Raw genomic sequence first — 19,482 nt, 5'->3', positions numbered from 1 at the left:
GCCGGCACGTGCCGTGGCGAGGCGCCGCTGCGGATCTTGGTCTTGATCGCCTTCACAAGATCATCGGTGAGGGTCCGCCCCCCAGCCAGGCGCACGAACAGGACGACGCGGACATCGTCTTCCCAGTCCTGGCCGATACAGATCGCCTCGGCGATTTCTTCCATCTGCTCGACCTGGTTATAGATCTCCGCCGTGCCGATGCGCACGCCACCCGGATTGAGCGTGGCGTCGGAGCGGCCATGAATGACGATGCCGCCATGCTCGGTCCATTCGGCGAAATCGCCATGGCACCAGACATTGTCGAAACGCTCGAAATAGGCCGCCTTGTATTTCGCCCCCTCCGGATCGTTCCAGAACATCACCGGCATGGACGGAAATGCCCTGGTGCAGACGAGTTCGCCCTTTTCCCGGCGCACCGGATGGCCGTCGTCGTCCCAGACATCCATGGCAAGGCCGAGCCCCGGCCCCTGGATCTCGCCGCGCCAGACGGGCTTCAGCGGATTGCCGAGCACGAAGCAGGAGACGATGTCCGTACCGCCCGAGATCGAGGCCAGTTGCACGTCCGGCTTGATGCCCTCGTAAACGAAGGAGAACCCTTCGGGCGACAGTGGCGAACCGGTCGATGTCATCAGCCGCAGCGACGACAGGTCATGCGTCGTAACCGGCGTGAAGCCGCCCTTGCGTACGGCATCGATATATTTCGCCGAGGTGCCGAAGATCGCGAACTGCTCGTCACGGGCATAGTCGAACAGCACATTGCCGTCCGGATGGAAAGGCGAGCCATCGAACAGGCACAGCGTTGCGCCGATCGCCAGGCCCGAGACCAGCCAGTTCCACATCATCCAGCCGCAGGTGGTGAAATAGAAGAGCTTTTCGCCCTGCCGCAAACCGCAATGGAACCGGTGTTCCTTCAGGTGCTGCAGAAGCGTGCCCCCGGCGGAATGGACGATGCATTTGGGAACACCCGTCGTGCCGGACGAAAAGAGGATGTAGAGCGGATGCGCAAAGGGAAGCGGCGCGAATTCCAGCGGCTTTTCGGTGAAGGGAGCAATGAAGGCTGACAGCGTCGTGCCGTTGTCGACGGATGCAGCCAGCGCCTCCGCATTGCCCGCATAGGGAATGATCAGCGAGGGAACGCCAAGCTTCGCCGTCACCGCCCGAACCTTGACAGAGACATCCTGCCGCTTGCCGGCGTACCAGTAGCCGTCGCAGGCGATGAACAGCTTGGGCTCGATCTGGCCGAAACGGTCGAGTACGCCCTGCTCGCCGAAATCCGGGGAACAGGAGGACCAGATGGCGCCGATCGAGGTGGCAGCCAGCATCAGCGCGATCGTCTCCGGCATGTTCGGCATCATCGCGGCAACGCGGTCGCCCTTGCCGATGCCGACGACCTTGAAAGCCTGCTGCAGGCGCGAGACCAGTGCGCGCAATTCATCGAAGGACATGCGCGATTGCACCTTGTCCTCACCCCGGAACACCAGAGCGTCGTCGCTGCCACTGTGCCGCAGCAGGTTTTCGGCGAAATTCAGCGTCGCGTCCGGAAAGAAACGGGCGTCCAGCATCCGGCCGCCATCCACCAGCGCCCGCTCGCCGCGTTCGCCGACCACGCCGCAATGTTCCCAGACCGCGCTCCAGAAATCGGCGCGATGGCTGACCGACCAGTCGTGGAAGGCATCATAATCGGCAAAGGATCTTGAAAAACGCTGCCCGCACCAGTCGATGAACTGCTTCATCGGCGTTTGCGCGATGAATTCGGGTGACGGTGTCCAAAGGGGACGATCTGATTGCATGCGTTCCTCCGCTTCCCACGCCAGCCTCTATATCCTGCTGCAGCGCAAGATAAACAGACCGATCGCGGGATGGCTATGGCAGTTGCGACATTTCCCTGCCCCACCGTTTGATTTCTCACCGATGAAAGCCTATCCAGTTGCCTTCAAAACGATTGAAAGCGTGCCGGACGGCCATGACGCCATTTTTCGATAAAGCCAAGTGGAAAGCCGGGCTACGGGCGCTTGTCGCTTCGCGCACGTTCGCCATCCTGGTTGCCGGTGTCTTCGTCGCCATCGTGCTGTTCAAGGTCGCTCTTCCGCTTTTCGTCTCGACTGCGAGTGTCAAGGTCAACATGGAGCGCGCACTGTCCTCGTGGACCGGTGCTCGGGCAAGCATTTCCGGTGATCCGGAAATCAGTTTCTGGCCACGCCCAGTCCTGACGCTGCGCAACGTCACGTTCGAAGCTGCAGAGACGGACACACCGCAGCAGTTGGCTACCGCCGACGCCATCGCCGCCGGCTTCGATATTCTGGCGGCCCTGCGCGGCACTCCGGTGTTTTACGATTTTCACCTCGTCAACCCGAGCTTCACAGTGGAGCGCCGGGCGGATGGCAGCTTCAACTGGCGGCGTGCCGGCTGGATGGCCGATGCCATCGCCAATGCTTCCTCGGCATCCCCATCAACCGCTCGCAACATACCGATCGGCGACATCACCATCGATAACGGCACGCTCGATCTTATCGATCGCGTGACCGACAGCGCCTACCGGGTCAAGAACATATCCGGCTCGGTACAGTGGCAGACGCCGACGGCGCGGATGAGCGCCAGCCTCTCGGCCCTGATGAACGGGCAGAAGGTCGAGTGGTCGCTGACCTGCGATGAACCATTGATGCTGCTGTCGGGCCACAACAGCACGATCCAGACATCCTTCGCCTCGGCGCCGCTCAGCTTTGCCTTCGACGGCACCGGCAACGGCTCCGACCATCCCTTCGTCTCCGGCCAATTGCAACTGTCGGCACGGTCGGTCCGGACGCTGCTTGCCTGGCATGACGCCCAGGCGCTGCCGGGAGGCACGGCGGAGGCATTTGCGATCGATACCAGCATGACAATGTCTCGCGGGACGATGAAGATGGACAATCTTTCGCTGTCTCTTGCCGGCGACAGCGCGACCGGCGTGCTTGACATCGCCTGGTTTCACCGCAACGGGCCGCGTGTCGAGGGAACACTCGCTTTCGACAGGATTGACCTCACGTCCCTTGCCGCCGCCGTCCTGCCACCGCAGACCGGCTCCGGCATGGCCGGCACATTGCCCGACATCGGCTTTCTGAAACAGATCGGCTTCGACCTGCGGCTTTCAGCCCAGGAGGCCGCCTACGGGCCTGTCGCGCTGACGGATATCGCAGCCGGCATCATGGCGCAAAACGGCCGCCTTTCGATCGATATCGGCGATGCCACCTATTCCGGCGGCTCGCTCAGCGGTCGCCTCTCCCTCGCCGGCGACGGCGCGGATGGCGGCCGGCTTCAGGCCTCCTTGAAGAATGCCGACCTCGGAGCCATCGCCGCCGGTTTTGGGCTGGGCGGGCCGTTGCCACTCGGTCGCGGTCTTTTGAGCATCGATCTTGCGACCTTGCAGCCGCTGGCGGCGATAACGCCGAGCGGCATTTCGGGCGAGCTGCACTATCAGGCCCGGGACGGGGTATTAACGAATTTCAACGGAGCCGAATTCGAGCGCCTGGTCAGCGAAGGTGACTTCTTCCCCGCCAGTCAAGCCAGCGACGGCTCCTTCGCCTTCATGACGGCGGAGATCGTCGCAACGCTGAAGCGCGGCGAGGCCGAACTTGTCAAAGCCGATATTCGCGGAGATGGAAAGACGCTGTCCTTTGCCGGCGTGATTCCCTATCGCAGCGGCGGCCTGGCACTGGCCGGCGCCATCCGGCCGGACGATACGACCCTGAAACCGGTGCGGTTCTTCATCGGTGGCTCCTGGCCAAACCCGGTCATCTCGCCGCTGTCGGCCATCCCGGCGGAGCCTTGAGGCGCTTCCGTCGACTTTGTCACAGGGCCATCTAAAATAAGCTGTCGAATCAGCCGACCGGAGATGTGCCCGTGCTGCGTTGTCTTGCCGCCGCGCGAAAGGGAACGCGACTGACGCTCCCGCCCAGTTTTCATCAATGCGCGAAAGCCGCCTGCTCGTCCTTGATCCGCTGGATTTCGCGACGCCGCGAGACGACCGAGGCGATCAGCACGCCCATGGCGACGATGCCGATCAGAATCGTGCAGACAGCGTTGATCTCCGGCGTGACGCCCAGCCGGACCTGGCTGTAGATGCGCATCGGCAGGGTGGTGGCGCCGGGGCCGGAGGTGAAGCTTGAAATCACCAGATCGTCCAGCGACAGCGTGAAAGCCAGAACCCAGCCGGAAAACACCGCCGGCGCGATGACGGGCAAGGTCACCTGCAGGAAGGTGGCGACCGGCGTCGCGCCGAGATCCATCGCCGCCTCCTCGATCGAGCGATCGAAGCTCAGCAGGCGCGACTGGACCACGACAGCGACGAAGCACATTGTGAAGGTGATGTGCGCCAGCATCAGCGTCCAGAAGCCGCGATCGAAGCCGATGGCGACGAAGAGCAACAGCATAGACAGGCCGGTGATGACCTCCGGCATGACGAGCGGCGCATAGATCATGCCCGAAAACAGCATACGGCCGCGAAAGCGCGTGTAACGCGTCATGGCCAGTGCTGCGAGCGTTCCGAGCACTGTCGCGATGGTGGCCGAGACCAGGCCGACGCGGATCGTCACCCAGGCCGCATCGAGCAGTGCCTGGTTATGGAAGAGCTGCACATACCATTTGGTCGAGAAACCGGCCCAAACGGTAACGAGCTTGGATTCATTGAAGGAAAAGACCACCAGCAGCACAATCGGCAAATATAGAAAGGCGAAGCCGAAGACGATCGAGGCGATGTTGAAACGGGACCAGCGCTGCATGATCATCTCCCGTCCGCTTTGGCTTGCGCGTGCTGGAAGAACATGATCGGAACAACCAGGATGAGCAGCAGGATGGTCGCAACCGCCGCCGAAACCGGCCAGTCACGGTTTGCGTTGAATTCGTTCCAGAGCGTCTTGCCAATCATCAGCGTTTCCGATCCGCCGAGCAGGTCCGGAATGACGAACTCGCCGACAGCAGGGATGAAGACAAGCATGCAGCCGGCGATGACGCCCGGCATGGACAACGGGAATGTCACGCGCCAGAAGGCCCGGATCGGCGTGCAACCGAGGTCTTGCGCCGCCTCGGTCAGGCTGTGATCCATCTTTTCCAGCGACGAATAGATCGGCAGCACCATGAACGGCAGATAGGAATAGACGATGCCGATATAGATGGCCGTGTGGGTGCCGAGGATGATCAGCGGACTATCGATGACGCCGATCTGAATCAGGAACTGATTGAGCAGGCCTTCCGGCTTGAGGATGGCGATCCAGGCGTAGACGCGGATGAGGAAGCTCGTCCAGAACGGCAGAATGACCAGCATCATCAGGGTCGGGCGGATCGTGTTTGGCGCCTGCGCCATGCCATAGGCCATCGGATAGGCGATCAGCAGCGTCAGGAACGTCGAGACAGCGGCGATCCAGAGACTGGACCCGTAGGCCTTGGCGTAGAGCGCGTCCTCGGTCAGCCAGACATAGTTATCCATCGAAAACTGTTTGACGTTGTCGATGAACCCACCGATTCCGGACGCCAGGTCAAAGACCGGCAGGTAGGGTGGCATCGCGGTTGCCATCTCCGACAGCGAGATGCGGATGACGATGAAGAAGGGAATGAGGAAGAAGAACAGCAGCCAGGCATAGGGAACGATGATCACCAGCCGGTTGAAGATTGCCGATCCGAATTTTGACATGACCTCAGTCCTTCAGCACGACGCCGGCATTTTCATCGAAGGAAATCCAGACCTCCTGATCGTAGCCCAACGGGTCCTCGACGGCGCGCACAGCATTCAGCGACGACGCCTTGATGACCTTGCCGTCCTTCAGCTTGACGTGGAAGACCGTCATGTCGCCGAGATAGCCGATATCCCAGATTTCGCCCTGCGCGGCATTGAGCGGCGCGCTGGCGGGCCGGTCGCGGCTGACCCGGATTTTTTCCGGCCGGATAGCGAGCGCCGCCTTTGCACCCTTGGCCGGTGGCTCGGAGGACGCGACGCGCACCGTAAGACCGGTTTGGGTGGCGATCTCGACCTTCCCGTCACCCACCGCTGATACGGTGCCATCGAAAATATTCACGTCGCCGATGAAATCAGCGACAAACCGCGAGTTCGGCGCTTCGTAGATTTCCGGCGGTGTGGCGACCTGCGCCACCTTTCCATGCGCCATCACGGCGATGCGGTCGGCCATGGTCATCGCCTCTTCCTGGTCGTGGGTGACGACGACGAAGGTGAGGCCGAGTTCCTGCTGCAGGTCCATCAGCTCGAACTGGGTTTCCTCGCGCAGCTTCTTGTCGAGCGCGCCGAGCGGCTCGTCGAGCAGCAGCACCTTCGGCCGCTTGGCAAGCGAGCGAGCCAGCGCCACGCGCTGGCGCTGGCCACCGGAAAGCTGATGCGGCTTGCGCTTGGCGAATTTATCGAGCTTGACCAGTTTCAGCATCTTGTCGACACGCTCGGCGATGTCTGCCTTGGGCATGCCATCCTGCTTCAGGCCGAAGGCAATGTTGTTCTCGACCGTCATGTGCGGGAACAGCGCATAGGACTGAAACATCATGTTGACCGGGCGCTTGTAGGGCGGAATGCCGGCAAGGCTCTGGCCGTCGAGGATGATCTCGCCGGAGGTCGGCTGTTCGAAACCGGCCAGCATGCGCAGAAGCGTGGACTTGCCGCAGCCCGAAGCACCAAGCAGCGCGAAGAACTCACGCGGATAGATGTTGAGCGAGAGATCATCGACAGCAACAAAATCGCCGAACTTCTTGGTGACGTTCTTGACAGTGATATACGGTACGGAAGTGGGGTCCGCCCATGGGGCAAAGGAACGCCGGATACTGCCAAGTGACTTCATCATCTACCCCCGAATGACCTGTCCTGGCGGTCGTCTGCCCCCGCCCTGCCCTTAAAAGAAAATTGCCCGGATTTTCGTGGTCCGGGCAATTCCTTGGAACTCACTGGCCGGTGACCACCTTGGTCCACATGCGCGTCAGCACGCGCTGCGCTTTTGCGTCGAACGGCGTTGTCGTGAAGAGCTTCTTCATCACGTCCTCCGGCGGATAGATCGCCGTGTCGTCGATCACGTCCTTGCTGATGAACTGCTGCGACGCCTTGTTGCCGTTGGCATAGAACACCACGTCGCTGGACTTGGCGATCACTTCCGGCTTCATCAGGTAGTTCAGGAATTCATGGGCTTCCGCCAGATGCGGCGCATCGGCCGGAATCGCCATCACGTCGAACCACATCTGGGCGCCGGTCGGCGGGATGGAATAATCGACCGTGACACCGGCCTTGGCTTCGGCAGCGCGATCCCGCGCCTGGAAGACGTCGCCCGAATAGCCCAGTGCCAGGCAGATATCGCCATTGGCGAGTGCGTTGATATATTCCGAGGAATGGAATTTGCGGATATAGGGGCGGATCGATGACAGCAGCTCTTCCGCCTTGGCCAGGTCATCCGGCGCATGGCTGTCGGGATTGAGCCCGAGGTAAAGAAGAACACTCGGCACCACATCCGTCGGCGAGTCCAGCAGATAGATACCGCAGTCCTTGAACTTTGCCGCGACTTCGGGCTTGAACAGCACATCCCAGGTCGGCTTCTCGTCCGTCCCGAGGATCTGCTTCACCTTCTCGACATTGTAGCCGATGCCGGTCGTGCCCCACATGTAGTCGATGGCATATTCATTGCCCGGATCATAGGTCGCGACGCGGGTGGTGATCTCGTCCCACATGTTCGACAGGTTCGGCAGCTTCGACTTGTCGAGCTTCTGGAACACGCCCGCCGCGATCTGGCGCTGCAGGAATGTCGCGGTCGGCACGACGACGTCGTAACCGGTGCCGCCGGCAAGCAGCTTGGTCTCGAGAATCTCGTTGCTGTCGAAGACGTCGTAGACGACCTTGATGCCGGTTTCCTTGGTGAAGTCCTCCAGGACGCTGGCGTCGATATAGTCGGACCAATTGTAGACGTTGACGACGCGCTCCTGCGCGGTGGCAATCGTTGCGGTTCCGCTCAGGATCAGTGCGGCAAAGGCGGTGGCAATCTTTCGCGACATGAAATTCCCCTTTTTTATCGGGCGGCCCGGATGCGCTATCGCCACGCACCCATCAGCCGAACCCGTATGGGTCTGGAAGTTAGGCATGTTTTCCGACAACCACAAGCGCTTTTACGCACTCGATCGAGGCATCACGCTATCGGCGTAAATTTTAGGCTTTCCGCAAAAACCTGAATCTTTTCAGCGGCAGACAAGCTCCTCGCCCGCCGCCCGCCGCCGGATTAACCATACAACCAGATCGGCATCGGCAATCGGCGTTTACGATTGATTAACCCTGTTCGGGATGCGATTTTCACGACTGCGTTTGCGTTTCGGAGAGTACGTATCATGAGTGCCAAGTCGCCGAGGATCGACCCGCGGGAATTGAAGCGGCTGTCGGTTCTGCAGTCCCACAGGACCCTTCTCGCCATCGGCTCCGACTGGGCCATGATTGCCGGCGCGATCGTCTTCAGCAAATACATGCAGCATCCGCTTGCCTATTTCGCCGCGATCCTGGTCATCGCCGGACGGATGCATGCCTTCGGTTGCCTGATGCACGAGGCCGCCCATTACCGCATCATCAAGAACCGCAAGGTAAGCGACTGGATGAGCGATCTGCTGCTGGCCTGGCCGATCATGGCGACGGTCGACGGCTACCGCATGAACCATCTCGCCCATCACCAGCACACCAATACGGACGACGATCCCGACTGGGTCTCCAAGCTCGGCATGGCGCAGTTCACCTTCCCGCGAAAGCTCTGGCGCGGCATCGTCCAGTTGCTCGGTTATCTCGTGGCGGTGAATTCCGTGCGTGACATCCTGCATATGGCCAAGCGCATCGCCAAGCATGACCGCTCGACCCGTACCTACAAGCTGCTGCGCATCGGATTCTATGTCATCGCAGCAATCATCTTCTCGGTCTTCGGCCTGTGGACGGATTTCACGCTCTACTGGCTGGTGCCGTTCTTCACTTTCTTCTGCCTGTTCCTCTATGTCCGCAGCGTCGCCGAACATTTCGGCAGCATGGACTATTCCGATGAACTGGGCAGTTCACGCACGGTCTATCCGCATGCCTGGGAAAAGCTGTTCTTCGCGCCCCACAATATCAATTATCATCTCGAGCATCACCTTTATCCCGGCGTGCCCTATTACAACCTGCCCGAACTGCACGCAGTGCTGATGCAAAATCCGGGCTATGCCGCAAGGGCGCATGTGACGCGCGGCTATACGACAGGCCTCGCCTCCGAGTGCTTTGCACCGGAAGCGCCGCTCCTGCCGACCCATCACCCGGTCAGCTACTGAGCTTTACTGGAAGTCGAAGGCGCTAAAACCCGTCACCATTTCGTCCAGCCCGAGCGGGCGGGTGACCGGCGGTTCGGCCCGCGCCAGGCAGCCCTGCCGCTCGCAGAGACGACAGGCCGTGCCGGCGGCAACCGTGACGCTTGGCGCCTCGCCATAGACCGTCTCTCCGGCATGGGCGAGATCGCAGCCGAGGAGCACGGCCGTTCGGCGCACCCGCTCCCGGAAGCCGGCGCGCGGCCCCTCGACGGTGCGCGCGACGGTCAGGAACTGTCCACCGCCAAAGATATCCGCCTGCTCGACCAGCACCTGCCCGGCCTGCGAGAAGGCTGCGTGGATATTGAGCTTGGGACAGTTTCCGCCGAAGCGCGCCCGCGGAAACCCTAACGCGCCGGAGCGGCGCAGGTGATGACCGGCATGGTCCGTCTCCATCAGGAAGAAGGGAATACCGGCAGACGCCGGACGCTGCAGCGTTACCAGCCGGCACGCGGCCTGCTCGAACGACACCTGAAACCGGGCGCTCAGGACATCGACATCATATTTCGCTCTCTGCGCCGCCGACAGGAACGCGCCATAGGGCATCATGATCGCATGCGCGGCGTAGCGGGCGAGCTCGAAACGGCCGATGCGGCGCGCTTCGCCTGTCGAAAATGCCAGTTGGGCCAGATCCGCCGCGATCGCCTCGGCAAAGGCGATCTGCGCCGCCTCCATGGCGATTTCGCGCAACTGGTCCTGCGCCGACAGTCGCTCCGACAGAAACAGGCGCATCGAATGGCGATCGAAGCGGCGGCGCAGATCCGGCATGACATGAACCGGCAGGGCACGCACGCTCAGCCCATGCTCCTTGCGCAGCCAATTCTTCAAGGCACCGGCGAGATCGTCTCCGGGCGCGAGCCTTGCGTGAAAAGCTTCCGCCGCCTCGTCGATACCGGCGAAATAGCATGGCCGGTTTTCGAAGATGTCGCGGACCTCGTCCATCGGCAGGCGCGCTTCCGACAGCGCCGCCATATGCCCCTGATCGGCGAGCATCGTGCTTAGGTCCTTCAGCCGTGACGACTGCTCCTTGTAGGCACGGTAAAGCTTGAGGATGCCGGTGGCGGCATTCGGCGCGGCTTCGGCCACTTCGATCAATTCCTGGTCGCCCGGCAGTTCGCCCGACAGGAGCGGATCGGCGAACATTTCGCGCAGTTGCGCAATGCTGCCGGAGGCCTCGCCCTGCAGTTCGTCGAGATCGACCTTGTAGACCGAGGCAAGCTTCAGGAGCAGTTGAACCGTCAATGGCCGTTGGTTGCGCTCGATCAGGTTGAGATAGGACGGCGAGATGCCGAGCGCCTCGGCCATGGCCGTCTGCGTCAGCGACAGGCCATTGCGGATGCGCCGAACGCGCGCGCCGGCGAAAATCTTGTTTTCAGCCATCTGTCACACCTTTTACAGTCTCTGCCATGAATCTTTATTTACATCTTTTACAGAATTACAAGAGCGCTTTGTAAAACACAAGACATCATAACCCTTTTCAATGTGCTGATTTTTCGTTTCCTCTGGCCGTTATGTGCACCGCACTGTAAAACAAGTCACATCAAATTCGACAAATGGACATCAAATAAGACGAAAGTCTCAGGCGTTTTAAAACTTCAGGAGGATGGACTATGACTGATTTTTACAATCTCGTTCCGAATGCACCGCAGGGCCGTTTCGACGGCATCGAGCGGCCTTATACGGCCGAGGATGTCAAGCGGCTGCGCGGCTCGGTCCAGATCAGCCATACGCTGGCGGACCGCGGCGCCAACCGCCTCTGGCAGTTGATCCAGGAAGAGGATTTCGTCAACGCGCTGGGCGCCATGACCGGCAACCAGGCCATGCAGCAGGTTCGCGCCGGACTGAAGGCGATCTATCTCTCCGGCTGGCAGGTCGCCGCCGACAGCAACACCGCCTCTTCCATGTATCCGGACCAGTCGCTTTATCCGGCCAATGCCGCGCCCGAGCTTGCCCGTCGCATCAACCGCACACTGCAGCGCGCTGACCAGATCGAGACCTCCGAGGGCAAGGGCCTGTCGGTCGATACCTGGTTCGCACCGATCGTCGCAGACGCGGAGGCCGGTTTCGGCGGGCCGCTCAACGCTTTCGAGATCATGAAGGCGTTCATCGAGGCGGGTGCCGCCGGTGTCCACTACGAGGACCAACTGGCATCCGAAAAGAAATGCGGCCATCTCGGCGGCAAGGTCCTGATCCCGACGGCCGCTCATATCCGCAATCTCGATGCCGCGCGTCTCGCCGCCGACGTCATGGGCACGCCGACGCTGGTCATCGCCCGCACCGACGCCGAAGCCGCCAAGCTTTTGACCTCTGATATCGATGAGCGCGACCAGCCCTTCGTCGACTACGATGCCGGCCGCACAACGGAAGGCTTCTACCATGTCAAAAACGGCATCGAGCCCTGCATCGCCCGCGCCATTGCGTATGCCGGGCATTGCGACCTGATCTGGATGGAAACCGGCAAGCCGGACCTGGAGCAGGCCCGCAAGTTTGCCGAGGCCGTGCATAAGGTCCATCCGGGCAAGAAGCTGGCCTATAACTGCTCGCCGTCGTTCAACTGGAAGAAGAACCTGGACGATGCGACGATCGCCAGGTTCCAGCGCGAGCTCGGGGCGATGGGCTACAAGTTCCAGTTCATCACGCTGGCCGGCTTCCATCAGTTGAACTTCGGCATGTTCGCACTGGCCCGCGGCTACAAGGACCGGCAAATGGCCGCCTATTCGGAGCTGCAGGAAGCGGAATTCGCGGCCGAGATCAACGGCTACACCGCGACCAAACACCAGCGCGAAGTCGGCACCGGCTATTTCGACGCCGTCTCGATGGCAATCACCGGCGGCAAGTCGTCGACGACAGCCATGCACGAATCGACCGAACACGAACAGTTCCGCCCGGCAGCGGAATGAAGGAGCAAGATTACCCCCTCACCAAGTGCGGCCAGCGTTCGACTGCGTCTCACGCGGGCTTACTATCCTCTCCCACAAGGGGAGAGGTAGGGGTGCCACAATCACCGCTCCTCATGTGAGGCAGGGTGGTTCGGCAGGTTTCCTCTCCCCTTGTGGGAGAGGATACGAAGGCCGGGTGAGCAGAGCGAACCCTTGGCCGAAGTTGGTGAGGGGAACACCTTGGAATGAAAGCAGATTTCAACATCCCCATTGAAAAGAGGAGAAATGCCATGACCGTCCAGACCCCCATCAAGACCCATGTCAAGGAACGCGCCGAAGAACAATCTTCGGCGATGACGCCGGAACAGCAGGCGATGATCCGCATGGTCGCCAATGACCTGCACCGTCTCAACCAGGCTGTCATGAAGGCGGTTGACGCCGGTGTCTCCGTCGAACTCGTCCGCTCGGCCCGCCATCACGGTGGCGAAGGCAATTGGGGAGATTTGCTGATCCCGGTCATCGTCACCCAGGGACGCGGCTGAAGGGAAGAGCAGCCATAACGCAAGGCCGGCGGATTTCGAGCCGCCAGCCTTTGTCGTTGCAGGCCCAGCGTATAAAATCCACCGCCGTCAATTCCTTGTCTGCGGTTGGCGGCGCGTCAGACCGTGCGGCTCGGCCGCTTTCCGGCGATGAGGTCGGCATGGCTTTTCAGGAGCCGGAACAGCCGGTCGGATACGGTGCGGATTTCGCGGCGATGGCGATCCTCGCTGTTGGTGACGATCCACTGGGCATGGCGCAGCGGCTTCAATTCGTCGCCGGCCCGCTCCAGCCCCGGATCGAGATCTCCGACGAAACAGGGCAGCACCGCCTGCCCTGCCCCGGCGCGCGCCAGGTCGAGCAGCGAACGCGGACGGCTGACGACGACGGCGATCGATGCGCCGGTATTTTCATGCGGCCAGCGCAGGTAGGACGAAATCGCGTCCTCTTCCGACACGGCGATCCATGAGGCGGCAAGCCCGTCCGGGGCGTTGCGCTGGCGATAGGCGGCATAGGCGACCTCGCCGGCATGGCGCCGGGTCAGGTTCGGCTCGTCCGGCACCACGGCGCGGATGCCGATGTCATGCTCGCGGTGGGCCAGTGTTGCCCGCCGCTCGGAGACGGACATGTCGAGCCGGAAGCCGTCCCTGTCGCTGCGGATCGCCTGGATGTTCTCGCAGATCAGCCAGGTGCCCCAGGTACCGGCCATCAGCCGCACCACCGAGGTCCCATGCGCCTCCTGCCGCCAGCCATCGACCTTGCGAACCACGGCATCCATTGCCTGTAGCTGCTCGAACAGGGCTTGGCCATCGGCGGTCAGCCGGTATCCCGTCTGGCTGCGTTGAAACAACTGGCGACCGACATTCTGCTCGAGATCGAGCACGCGCCGACCGACGGTCGCCGGGCTGAGACCGCTCGCCTGGCTGGCGCCGGTCAAGCCACCATGGCGGGCGACCGTGAGGAATATCTGGTAGGCATCCCAACTTATGCTTTTCATAATTGAAAGATGTAAGCCATTTTTGTTTATTTATAAAACAAATTTTGCGGCATATTTTGAAGATGTAGACGAGGCCCGCAAGACGGGTTCGCGCGCCAAACATGAATGGAAACCGGCCAGCGGGCATTGTTCCCGCAACGGTTTCCTATTGCCAGAGGAGACCACTATGCCGGAAATGATGGGTGTTGCCCTGCTGATAGACATGCTGGCGAAGAGCAAGCGCAAGACCTATGAATTCGACGACCTGAAGCGCCGCAACAGGCTTGCGGATCGTCTGACCGCCGCCGCAAGGCGGCTGCGCCAGCGCTGGATGTAATATCCTCAAACGACCAAGACCCGGCGCGAGCCGGGTCTGTGCACGCTCAACGATGGCTTCGCCCTCAGGCGGCGCGGCCGACCTGTCTGTTGCCTGCATTGCTCGGCTCCAGGCGGAACTGCTCGACCAGCATCATCAGCGTGTCGGCCTGGTTGGCCAGTTCGCGGCTGGCATTGGTTGCCTGATCGACCATGATGGCGTTCTGCTGGGTCATCTGGTCCATCTGGTTGACGGAGCCGTTGACCTCGTTCAGTGCCGCCGCCTGGTCGCGGCTCGCAGTGGCGATCATTTCGACATGGCTGCTGACCGAGACGATCTGGGTGCTGATCGAGGCAAGCACCGCGCCGGTTTCCTGGACCAGTTGCGAACCGGAATTCACCTCATTGGTGGATTTGTTGATCAGGTCCTTGATCTCGCGGGCGGCACCGGCGGAGCGCTGTGCCAGTTCGCGCACTTCCTGTGCGACGACGGCGAAGCCCTTGCCCGCGTCACCGGCACGTGCCGCCTCGATACCGGCATTGAGCGCGAGCAGGTTGGTCTGGAAGGCGATCTCGTCGATGACCTCGATGATCTGTTCGATCTGGCGCGATGCATCCTCGATCCGGCTCATGGCCGCGATCGCATTCGACACCACGACCGCCGAGCTGTCAGCGCTCTTCTTGGTATGTGTGACCTCGATGTTGGCCTCATGCGCGCGCTCGGCCGACGAACGGACGGTGACCGTGATCTCGTCGACGGCAGCGGCCGTTTCCTCGAGCGAGGCGGCCTGCTGTTCGGTGCGCTTCGACAGCGAGTCCGCCGAGGCATGCATCTCGTTGCCGCTGCGCTGGATGGACAGCGCGTTGGTGCGGATCTGCAGCAGCGTGTCCTGAAGGCGAATCAACGAACCGTTGAAGTCCATGCGCAACTGCTCGAGACGACCGGTGAACGGCGTGTCGATCTGCTCGGACAGGTCGCCGCGGGCCAAGCGTCCGAGACCGGCGGCAAGCTGGCTGACGGCGAAATCGATCTGGCTGTCCAGCGCGCGTTTTTCGGCGTCGTTGCGCGTCCTTTCGGCATCGGCCTGGGCGCGCTGCTCTTCACTTTCCACCTCCATGCGGACCTTGGAAAGAGCATTTTCCTTGAAGACGCCGAGCGCCCGGGCCATGTCGCCGATTTCGTCGCGGCGGGCGCCACCGTCGATCGATGTGTCGAGCGCACCGTCGGCAAGACGGCGCATGGCGGCGGTGATCTGACCGATCGGGCCCTTCAGCGTCAGCACCAATGCACCACCGGCCAGGAGCGCGATCAGGATGCCGGACACGGTGGCGAAGACGGAAACCTGGTTGGCCTTGTCACGCTCGACCGATGCCGTGGTCTTCTGGCCCTCGGCAAAGGCAGTCAGCTGGCCCCAGATATTGTCGATCTCGGCGGCGGCGGCGGCAAATTCGGCTTCGCGCTCCTTGCTGGTATCGACCAGCGTGACGCTGTCGGCATCCATCTTTTCGATAACCGGCTTCAGCGAACCAACGAGATCTGAGAAGAACTTCAGGTCGCCGGCCGTCTGGGCCAGGCTCTGGACGTCCTGCCCCATGATGGAGAACTCGCGCGTCAGGCGCTTGCGGCCGTCCTCGTCGGATTTTTCGAGGAAGCTCGCGGCGGCGATGCGGATGGAATAGACGGAGTTCACCAGCTTGCGGGTGTCGCTCAGAACCGTGCCGGCCTTGACCAGCGGCGCGTCGAGCTTGCCGAAAGTCGCGGTCGCGGCGCGCATCTTGACCGTCGCCGCAGTCTGGAACTGGATGCTGTTCTGGCGGAACCGGGCGACGAGACGGCCGATCGCGGTCGCGTTTTCTTCCGAGACGTCACCCGTGTCGATCAGCGCCTTGATCTCGACCAACGTCTTTTTGAAAGTTTCGGCGACAGCCTTCTGGTTTGCCGGCAGGGCGGAGGTGATCTTGCGCTGAACCTTGGTCAGGTCGCCATAGGAATCAACGACCTGCTTGATCTTGGCTTCCGGCGTCGCGCCCTTGGCAAAGGCGGACATGAAGGCAACGAGCGTGTCGCTCGACGAGGTCAGGCGATCGGCTTCACGCAGGATCGACTTTGCCGCTTCCTCGTCCTTGCGGACGACGCGTTCCATCTTGGTTGCTTCTTCCAGAACCTTCATCTGTTCGCCAAGCAGGCTACCGAGGCTGTTGGAAATGGATTTGCGCAGCGCGACTTCCTGCTCATAGAGGGTCCAGAGCTGGCCGACCCGGTCGCCGATCTTGGTGGAGCCGTCGACGGCGACCTGCAACTGCTGGCGGCCTTCCGCGTCGTTGACCTGCGCCAGCGTATCCGCCAGCACGCCCTGCTGGGCTTCCAGCTTGCCGAGCACGGCCTGGCGGGTGTCTTCCGATGTGTTCTGCAGGAAGCTGTTCATGCCCGCATAGACATCCTTGAAGCCGCTGAGCGACTGAAGAACGCTATTGGAGATTTCCATCCGGCCCTGCAACAATCCGGACGCATAGAGCCCGGTGATACCGACGGCACAAATACTGACGACGAAGGGCATGATGAACAACAGCACCTTCGTCTGGATTTTGAAGCGGGCAAGAATCTTGTCGATGAACATGGGCACACCTTGGCTCGCAGCCCGCTCCGCCCCTCCAAACCTTTTCAGGCTTCCCCGGAACACAAACAAGCTGATGATTTCAATCGAAAACCATGCGGCGCATCGCCGCCAGCCTGCCAGGCATTCATTGCATGACCCGCCACTCCCCCGAGGCAGATCACGGCAGACTCCGTTGGGGACGTATTCTTCAATGGGAACGATTAAGATTTAAATAAATGCGACCTACAACGTTTCAGGTGTGCCGCAGAAAAGCTGCCCGCGTGAAACCCGGCGACAACTGGCCACCACACGACAGCACATCAGACCAAGCTGCGTGGAAGGCCAGCCCAATTCAGGCATGCGAACCAAGCCTCGGAAGATCCGGCTTTAAAAGGACAGAAAGCTCGGAAGCGCCGCGAGAGCGGCAAGAGCAAAGATCGCGATCAAGGATGCGCGGACCAGAAGAGCTTTTCGCGTGCGGCTTTCATCGCTTTTTGCGATGGCAATGGCGCGGGCTGTGGAACGGCTGCGTGACTGGTTCATGGCATCATGTCCTTTCGACCAAAGCAACAATAGACCCGGATGATCCGGACCGCCAGCCCACATCATGTTGCAACCGCAAACGAATGAGAAAAAATGTCACTTTTCTGAAACAAATTCCGAAAAGCGCGCCTTAACCGCCTCGTCAACCGGTTGTGCCAGCTTGAAAAACAGGTTCCGCCAGATGTCTTAATATTGCTTGAAGACCGGATGGCTCCGTTGACGGGCCTAGGCAGCCCGGCCTGCGGAAAAACCCGACGCCCAGGCCCACTGGAAATTGTAGCCGCCGAGCCAGCCGGTGACATCGACGCATTCACCGATGAAATAGAGGCCGGGAACATCGCGTGCCTGCATCGTCCGGGAATCGAGCGCCCTGGTATCGACCCCACCCAGCGTCACCTCCGCGGTCCGGTATCCTTCCGAGCCGGCCGGCGTAATGGCCCAGTCCTTCAAGCCCATACAGAAGCCGTCGATGACCTTGTCGGACAGATCGGCGAGCGTACGGTTGTTCAGCCCCGCCGTCTCGGAGAAGAATTGCGCCAGCCGTTTCGGCAGCAGTTCGGAGAGCGCTGTCTGCAACGCCTGCCGGCCATTGTCCCTGCGCGCGGCCTTGAGTGACACAGCGATATCGACGCCGGGCAGCAGCCCGATGCGGATATCCCCGCCCTCGCGCCAATAGGAGGATATCTGCAGGATGGCCGGGCCGCTGAGCCCCCGGTGGGTGATGAGCAGCGCTTCCTCGAAGGCCGTCTTGCCGGAGCGGACCTGCGCATCGACGGCGACGCCGGCAAGCGCGCTCAAGGTTTCGAGTTGCGCCGGATCGAGCGTCAGCGGCACGAGCGCCGGGCGGGTCTCGATCAGCGGCAGGCCGAACTGCTCGGCAATCCTGTAGGCAAGCCCCGTCGCCCCCATCTTCGGGATCGACTTGCCGCCTGTCGCGACGACAAGCGAAGCGGCGTCGATCGCACCATCGCCCGTTGCCACCCGAAAACCGGACGCGGTCTTTTCGACCGACCGGATCTCGGCGCCCAGACGCAAGACGGCGCGGGCATCCTTCATCTCGGTCAGCAGCATGCGGATGATATCCTTGGCGCTGTCGTCGCAGAACAGTTGGCCCAGCGTCTTTTCGTGCCAGGCGATCTCGTGCCGATCCACGAGAGCAATGAAATCCTGCGGCGTATACCGTGCCAGCGCCGACTTGCAGAAATGCGGATTGGCGGAGAGGAAGTTCTTCGGCCCGGCATGGATATTGGTGAAGTTGCAGCGGCCACCGCCCGAGATGCGGATCTTCTCGCCCGGCGCCTTGGCATGGTCGAGCACGACGACACGGCGGCCACGCCTGCCGGCCTCGATGGCCGCCATCATGCCGGCGGCCCCTGCCCCGAGGATCACCACGTCGAATTGTTCAGCCAAGATATCCGTTCCTGTTCAGTTTCCTTTCGAAGGCGGGCATTCAAAAGTCAATCACCGTTCCATGTACGGGATTGCAAATACAGCCGATAGGGCGCGCAAAGTCCCGGTTTTGACCCTAGCCAATTGCCAAACTCTGTCTATGATGCCCCATCCGAACCCAAAACCGGTGATGTATGCCTGTCAGAAGAAACGCTGCCCAACCGACTGCAAGGACTGTCAAGAGCGCTAAAATTCCCGCCGCACTGCAATCTCCAAGAGGAGTGAAGACCTGGAAGGAAGCCGCCGACTGGCTGAAAATCCGCGGCATCGAAGACATCGAGTGCATCACGCCCGACATCGCCGGCGTTCCGCGCGGCAAGATGATGCCATCGTCCAAATTCACCTCCAACACCTCGCTGGCGCTGCCCTCGGCCATTTACCGCCACACGATTTCAGGCGAATATCCGGAAGAAACCGGCGACTTCCGCTATGACAGCCGCGACAGCGACATCAAGCTGGTGCCCGATCTCTCCACACTCTCGGTCGTTCCCTGGGAAAGCGACCCGACGGCGCAGGTCATCTGCGACATCGCCGGCTCCCAAGGCGAAAAAGTCCCCTACACGCCGCGCAACGTCCTGAAGAACGTTCTCGAACTTTACCGCCAGAAAGGCTGGAAGCCGGTGGTCGCGCCGGAAATCGAGTTCTATCTCGTGGCCAAGAACGAAGACCCGGACTATCCGCTGCACCCGCCGAAAGGCCGATCCGGCCGCGCCATCCAGGGCGGCCAGGGCTATTCGATCGCCGGCGTCAACGAATTCGACGAACTGATCGACGACATCTATCATTTCTCCGAAAAGCAGGGCCTGGAGATCGACACGCTGATCCATGAGGAAGGACCAGCACAACTCGAAATCAACCTTCGCCATGG

15 protein-coding genes and 1 pseudogene are annotated in these 19,482 nt (G+C 61.3%); 6 read left to right on the top strand and 10 right to left on the bottom strand.

The genetic code is table 11. The features are described from left to right. The coding region (locus VL202_RS08015) for an acetoacetate--CoA ligase (RefSeq protein WP_325463599.1) at nucleotides 1–1,790 on the bottom strand (1,790 nt) is incomplete at its 3' end. Between the two features lie 173 nt (nucleotides 1,791–1,963). On the opposite strand from VL202_RS08015, the gene VL202_RS08010 reads away from it, so the two are divergent. Beyond that, a complete protein-coding gene (locus tag VL202_RS08010) occupies nucleotides 1,964–3,805 on the top strand; it encodes an AsmA family protein (RefSeq protein WP_325463598.1) in 1,842 nt (613 codons plus the stop codon). Nucleotides 3,806–3,938: 133 nt separating this feature from the next. Here VL202_RS08010 and VL202_RS08005 read toward each other — a convergent pair whose 3' ends face one another. The 4 genes from VL202_RS08005 to VL202_RS07990 all read right to left on the bottom strand — a co-directional run bounded on the left by VL202_RS08005 (nucleotide 3,939) and on the right by VL202_RS07990 (nucleotide 8,004). Beyond that, nucleotides 3,939–4,757: an ABC transporter permease gene (locus VL202_RS08005; RefSeq protein WP_325463601.1), complete on the bottom strand. Its 819-nt coding sequence runs from the start codon at nucleotides 4,755–4,757 to the stop codon at nucleotides 3,939–3,941. Next, nucleotides 4,757–5,662, bottom strand: coding sequence for an ABC transporter permease subunit (locus VL202_RS08000; RefSeq protein ID WP_325463597.1), 906 nt, complete (start codon nucleotides 5,660–5,662; stop codon nucleotides 4,757–4,759). Before VL202_RS08000 ends, VL202_RS08005 begins: the two co-directional genes overlap by 1 nt. Nucleotides 5,663–5,666: 4 nt before the next feature. Further along, nucleotides 5,667–6,809, bottom strand: coding sequence for an ABC transporter ATP-binding protein (locus VL202_RS07995; protein WP_325463600.1), 1,143 nt, complete (start codon nucleotides 6,807–6,809; stop codon nucleotides 5,667–5,669). Nucleotides 6,810–6,909: 100 nt separating this feature from the next. Then, nucleotides 6,910–8,004 carry a polyamine ABC transporter substrate-binding protein gene (locus VL202_RS07990; protein WP_325463596.1) on the bottom strand — a complete coding sequence of 365 codons (1,095 nt, stop codon included), beginning with the start codon at nucleotides 8,002–8,004 and terminating at the stop codon, nucleotides 6,910–6,912. Nucleotides 8,005–8,331: 327 nt separating this feature from the next. Here VL202_RS07990 and VL202_RS07985 point away from each other — a divergent pair, with 327 nt between their 5' ends. Further along, nucleotides 8,332–9,285 (top strand): fatty acid desaturase family protein, encoded by a 954-nt coding sequence (locus VL202_RS07985; protein ID WP_325463595.1) that lies wholly within the window; start codon nucleotides 8,332–8,334, stop codon nucleotides 9,283–9,285. Between the two features lie 3 nt (nucleotides 9,286–9,288). On the opposite strand, the gene VL202_RS07980 is transcribed toward VL202_RS07985, so the two are convergent. Further along, on the bottom strand, nucleotides 9,289–10,698 hold the full coding sequence (locus tag VL202_RS07980; RefSeq protein ID WP_325463594.1) for a helix-turn-helix domain-containing protein: 1,410 nt from the start codon (nucleotides 10,696–10,698) through the stop codon (nucleotides 9,289–9,291). A 230-nt stretch (nucleotides 10,699–10,928) separates the two neighbouring features. Between VL202_RS07980 and aceA the strand changes: the two genes are divergently transcribed. Further along, nucleotides 10,929–12,218, top strand: a complete 1,290-nt coding sequence (aceA, locus tag VL202_RS07975) for an isocitrate lyase (RefSeq protein ID WP_325463593.1) — start codon at nucleotides 10,929–10,931, stop codon at nucleotides 12,216–12,218. Nucleotides 12,219–12,487: 269 nt separating this feature from the next. After that, nucleotides 12,488–12,739 (top strand): hypothetical protein, encoded by a 252-nt coding sequence (locus VL202_RS07970; RefSeq protein WP_037156405.1) that lies wholly within the window; start codon nucleotides 12,488–12,490, stop codon nucleotides 12,737–12,739. Nucleotides 12,740–12,855: 116 nt separating this feature from the next. Here the strand turns inward: VL202_RS07970 and VL202_RS07965 are convergent, their stop codons facing one another. Beyond that, nucleotides 12,856–13,731: a LysR family transcriptional regulator gene (locus tag VL202_RS07965; protein ID WP_325463592.1), complete on the bottom strand. Its 876-nt coding sequence runs from the start codon at nucleotides 13,729–13,731 to the stop codon at nucleotides 12,856–12,858. Nucleotides 13,732–13,897: 166 nt separating this feature from the next. On the opposite strand from VL202_RS07965, the gene VL202_RS07960 reads away from it, so the two are divergent. After that, entirely contained in the window at nucleotides 13,898–14,047 is a 150-nt protein-coding gene (locus VL202_RS07960; RefSeq protein ID WP_325463591.1) for a hypothetical protein, read from the top strand. 64 nt (nucleotides 14,048–14,111) lie between these two features. Here the strand turns inward: VL202_RS07960 and VL202_RS07955 are convergent, their stop codons facing one another. From VL202_RS07955 to VL202_RS07945, 3 genes are all read right to left on the bottom strand, one after another. Further along, nucleotides 14,112–16,643 carry a HAMP domain-containing methyl-accepting chemotaxis protein gene (locus VL202_RS07955; RefSeq protein ID WP_325463590.1) on the bottom strand — a complete coding sequence of 844 codons (2,532 nt, stop codon included), beginning with the start codon at nucleotides 16,641–16,643 and terminating at the stop codon, nucleotides 14,112–14,114. 366 nt (nucleotides 16,644–17,009) lie between these two features. Further along, on the bottom strand, nucleotides 17,010–17,165 hold the full coding sequence (locus tag VL202_RS07950; RefSeq protein WP_325463589.1) for a hypothetical protein: 156 nt from the start codon (nucleotides 17,163–17,165) through the stop codon (nucleotides 17,010–17,012). Nucleotides 17,166–17,390: 225 nt separating this feature from the next. Next, complete coding sequence (locus VL202_RS07945) at nucleotides 17,391–18,575, bottom strand: NAD(P)/FAD-dependent oxidoreductase (RefSeq protein WP_325463588.1); 1,185 nt, start codon at nucleotides 18,573–18,575, stop codon at nucleotides 17,391–17,393. A gap of 173 nt (nucleotides 18,576–18,748) precedes the next feature. On the opposite strand from VL202_RS07945, the pseudogene VL202_RS07940 reads away from it, so the two are divergent. Continuing rightward, nucleotides 18,749–19,482: pseudogene (locus VL202_RS07940) on the top strand (glutamine synthetase); the annotation flags it as partial.

Source organism: Pararhizobium sp., assembly GCF_035497515.1.
Lineage (GTDB): Bacteria > Pseudomonadota > Alphaproteobacteria > Rhizobiales > Rhizobiaceae > Pararhizobium.
Note: the sequence above shows the minus strand (reverse complement) of the source record. Positions and strands in the feature narration are given on the sequence as shown.

Excerpts from the sequence above, each read along its gene's own strand:
- VL202_RS08010 (WP_325463598.1), top strand. The coding sequence starts at position 1,964 with ATGACGCCATTTTTCGATAAAGCCAAGTGGAAAGCCGGGCTACGGGCG.
- VL202_RS08000 (WP_325463597.1), bottom strand. The coding sequence starts at position 5,662 with ATGTCAAAATTCGGATCGGCAATCTTCAACCGGCTGGTGATCATCGTT.
- VL202_RS07995 (WP_325463600.1), bottom strand. The coding sequence starts at position 6,809 with ATGAAGTCACTTGGCAGTATCCGGCGTTCCTTTGCCCCATGGGCGGAC.
- VL202_RS07990 (WP_325463596.1), bottom strand. The coding sequence starts at position 8,004 with ATGTCGCGAAAGATTGCCACCGCCTTTGCCGCACTGATCCTGAGCGGA.
- VL202_RS07985 (WP_325463595.1), top strand. The coding sequence starts at position 8,332 with ATGAGTGCCAAGTCGCCGAGGATCGACCCGCGGGAATTGAAGCGGCTG.
- VL202_RS07980 (WP_325463594.1), bottom strand. The coding sequence starts at position 10,698 with ATGGCTGAAAACAAGATTTTCGCCGGCGCGCGCGTTCGGCGCATCCGC.
- aceA (WP_325463593.1), top strand. The coding sequence starts at position 10,929 with ATGACTGATTTTTACAATCTCGTTCCGAATGCACCGCAGGGCCGTTTC.
- VL202_RS07970 (WP_037156405.1), top strand. The coding sequence starts at position 12,488 with ATGACCGTCCAGACCCCCATCAAGACCCATGTCAAGGAACGCGCCGAA.
- VL202_RS07965 (WP_325463592.1), bottom strand. The coding sequence starts at position 13,731 with ATGAAAAGCATAAGTTGGGATGCCTACCAGATATTCCTCACGGTCGCC.
- VL202_RS07960 (WP_325463591.1), top strand. The coding sequence starts at position 13,898 with ATGCCGGAAATGATGGGTGTTGCCCTGCTGATAGACATGCTGGCGAAG.
- VL202_RS07955 (WP_325463590.1), bottom strand. The coding sequence starts at position 16,643 with ATGTTCATCGACAAGATTCTTGCCCGCTTCAAAATCCAGACGAAGGTG.
- VL202_RS07950 (WP_325463589.1), bottom strand. The coding sequence starts at position 17,165 with ATGAACCAGTCACGCAGCCGTTCCACAGCCCGCGCCATTGCCATCGCA.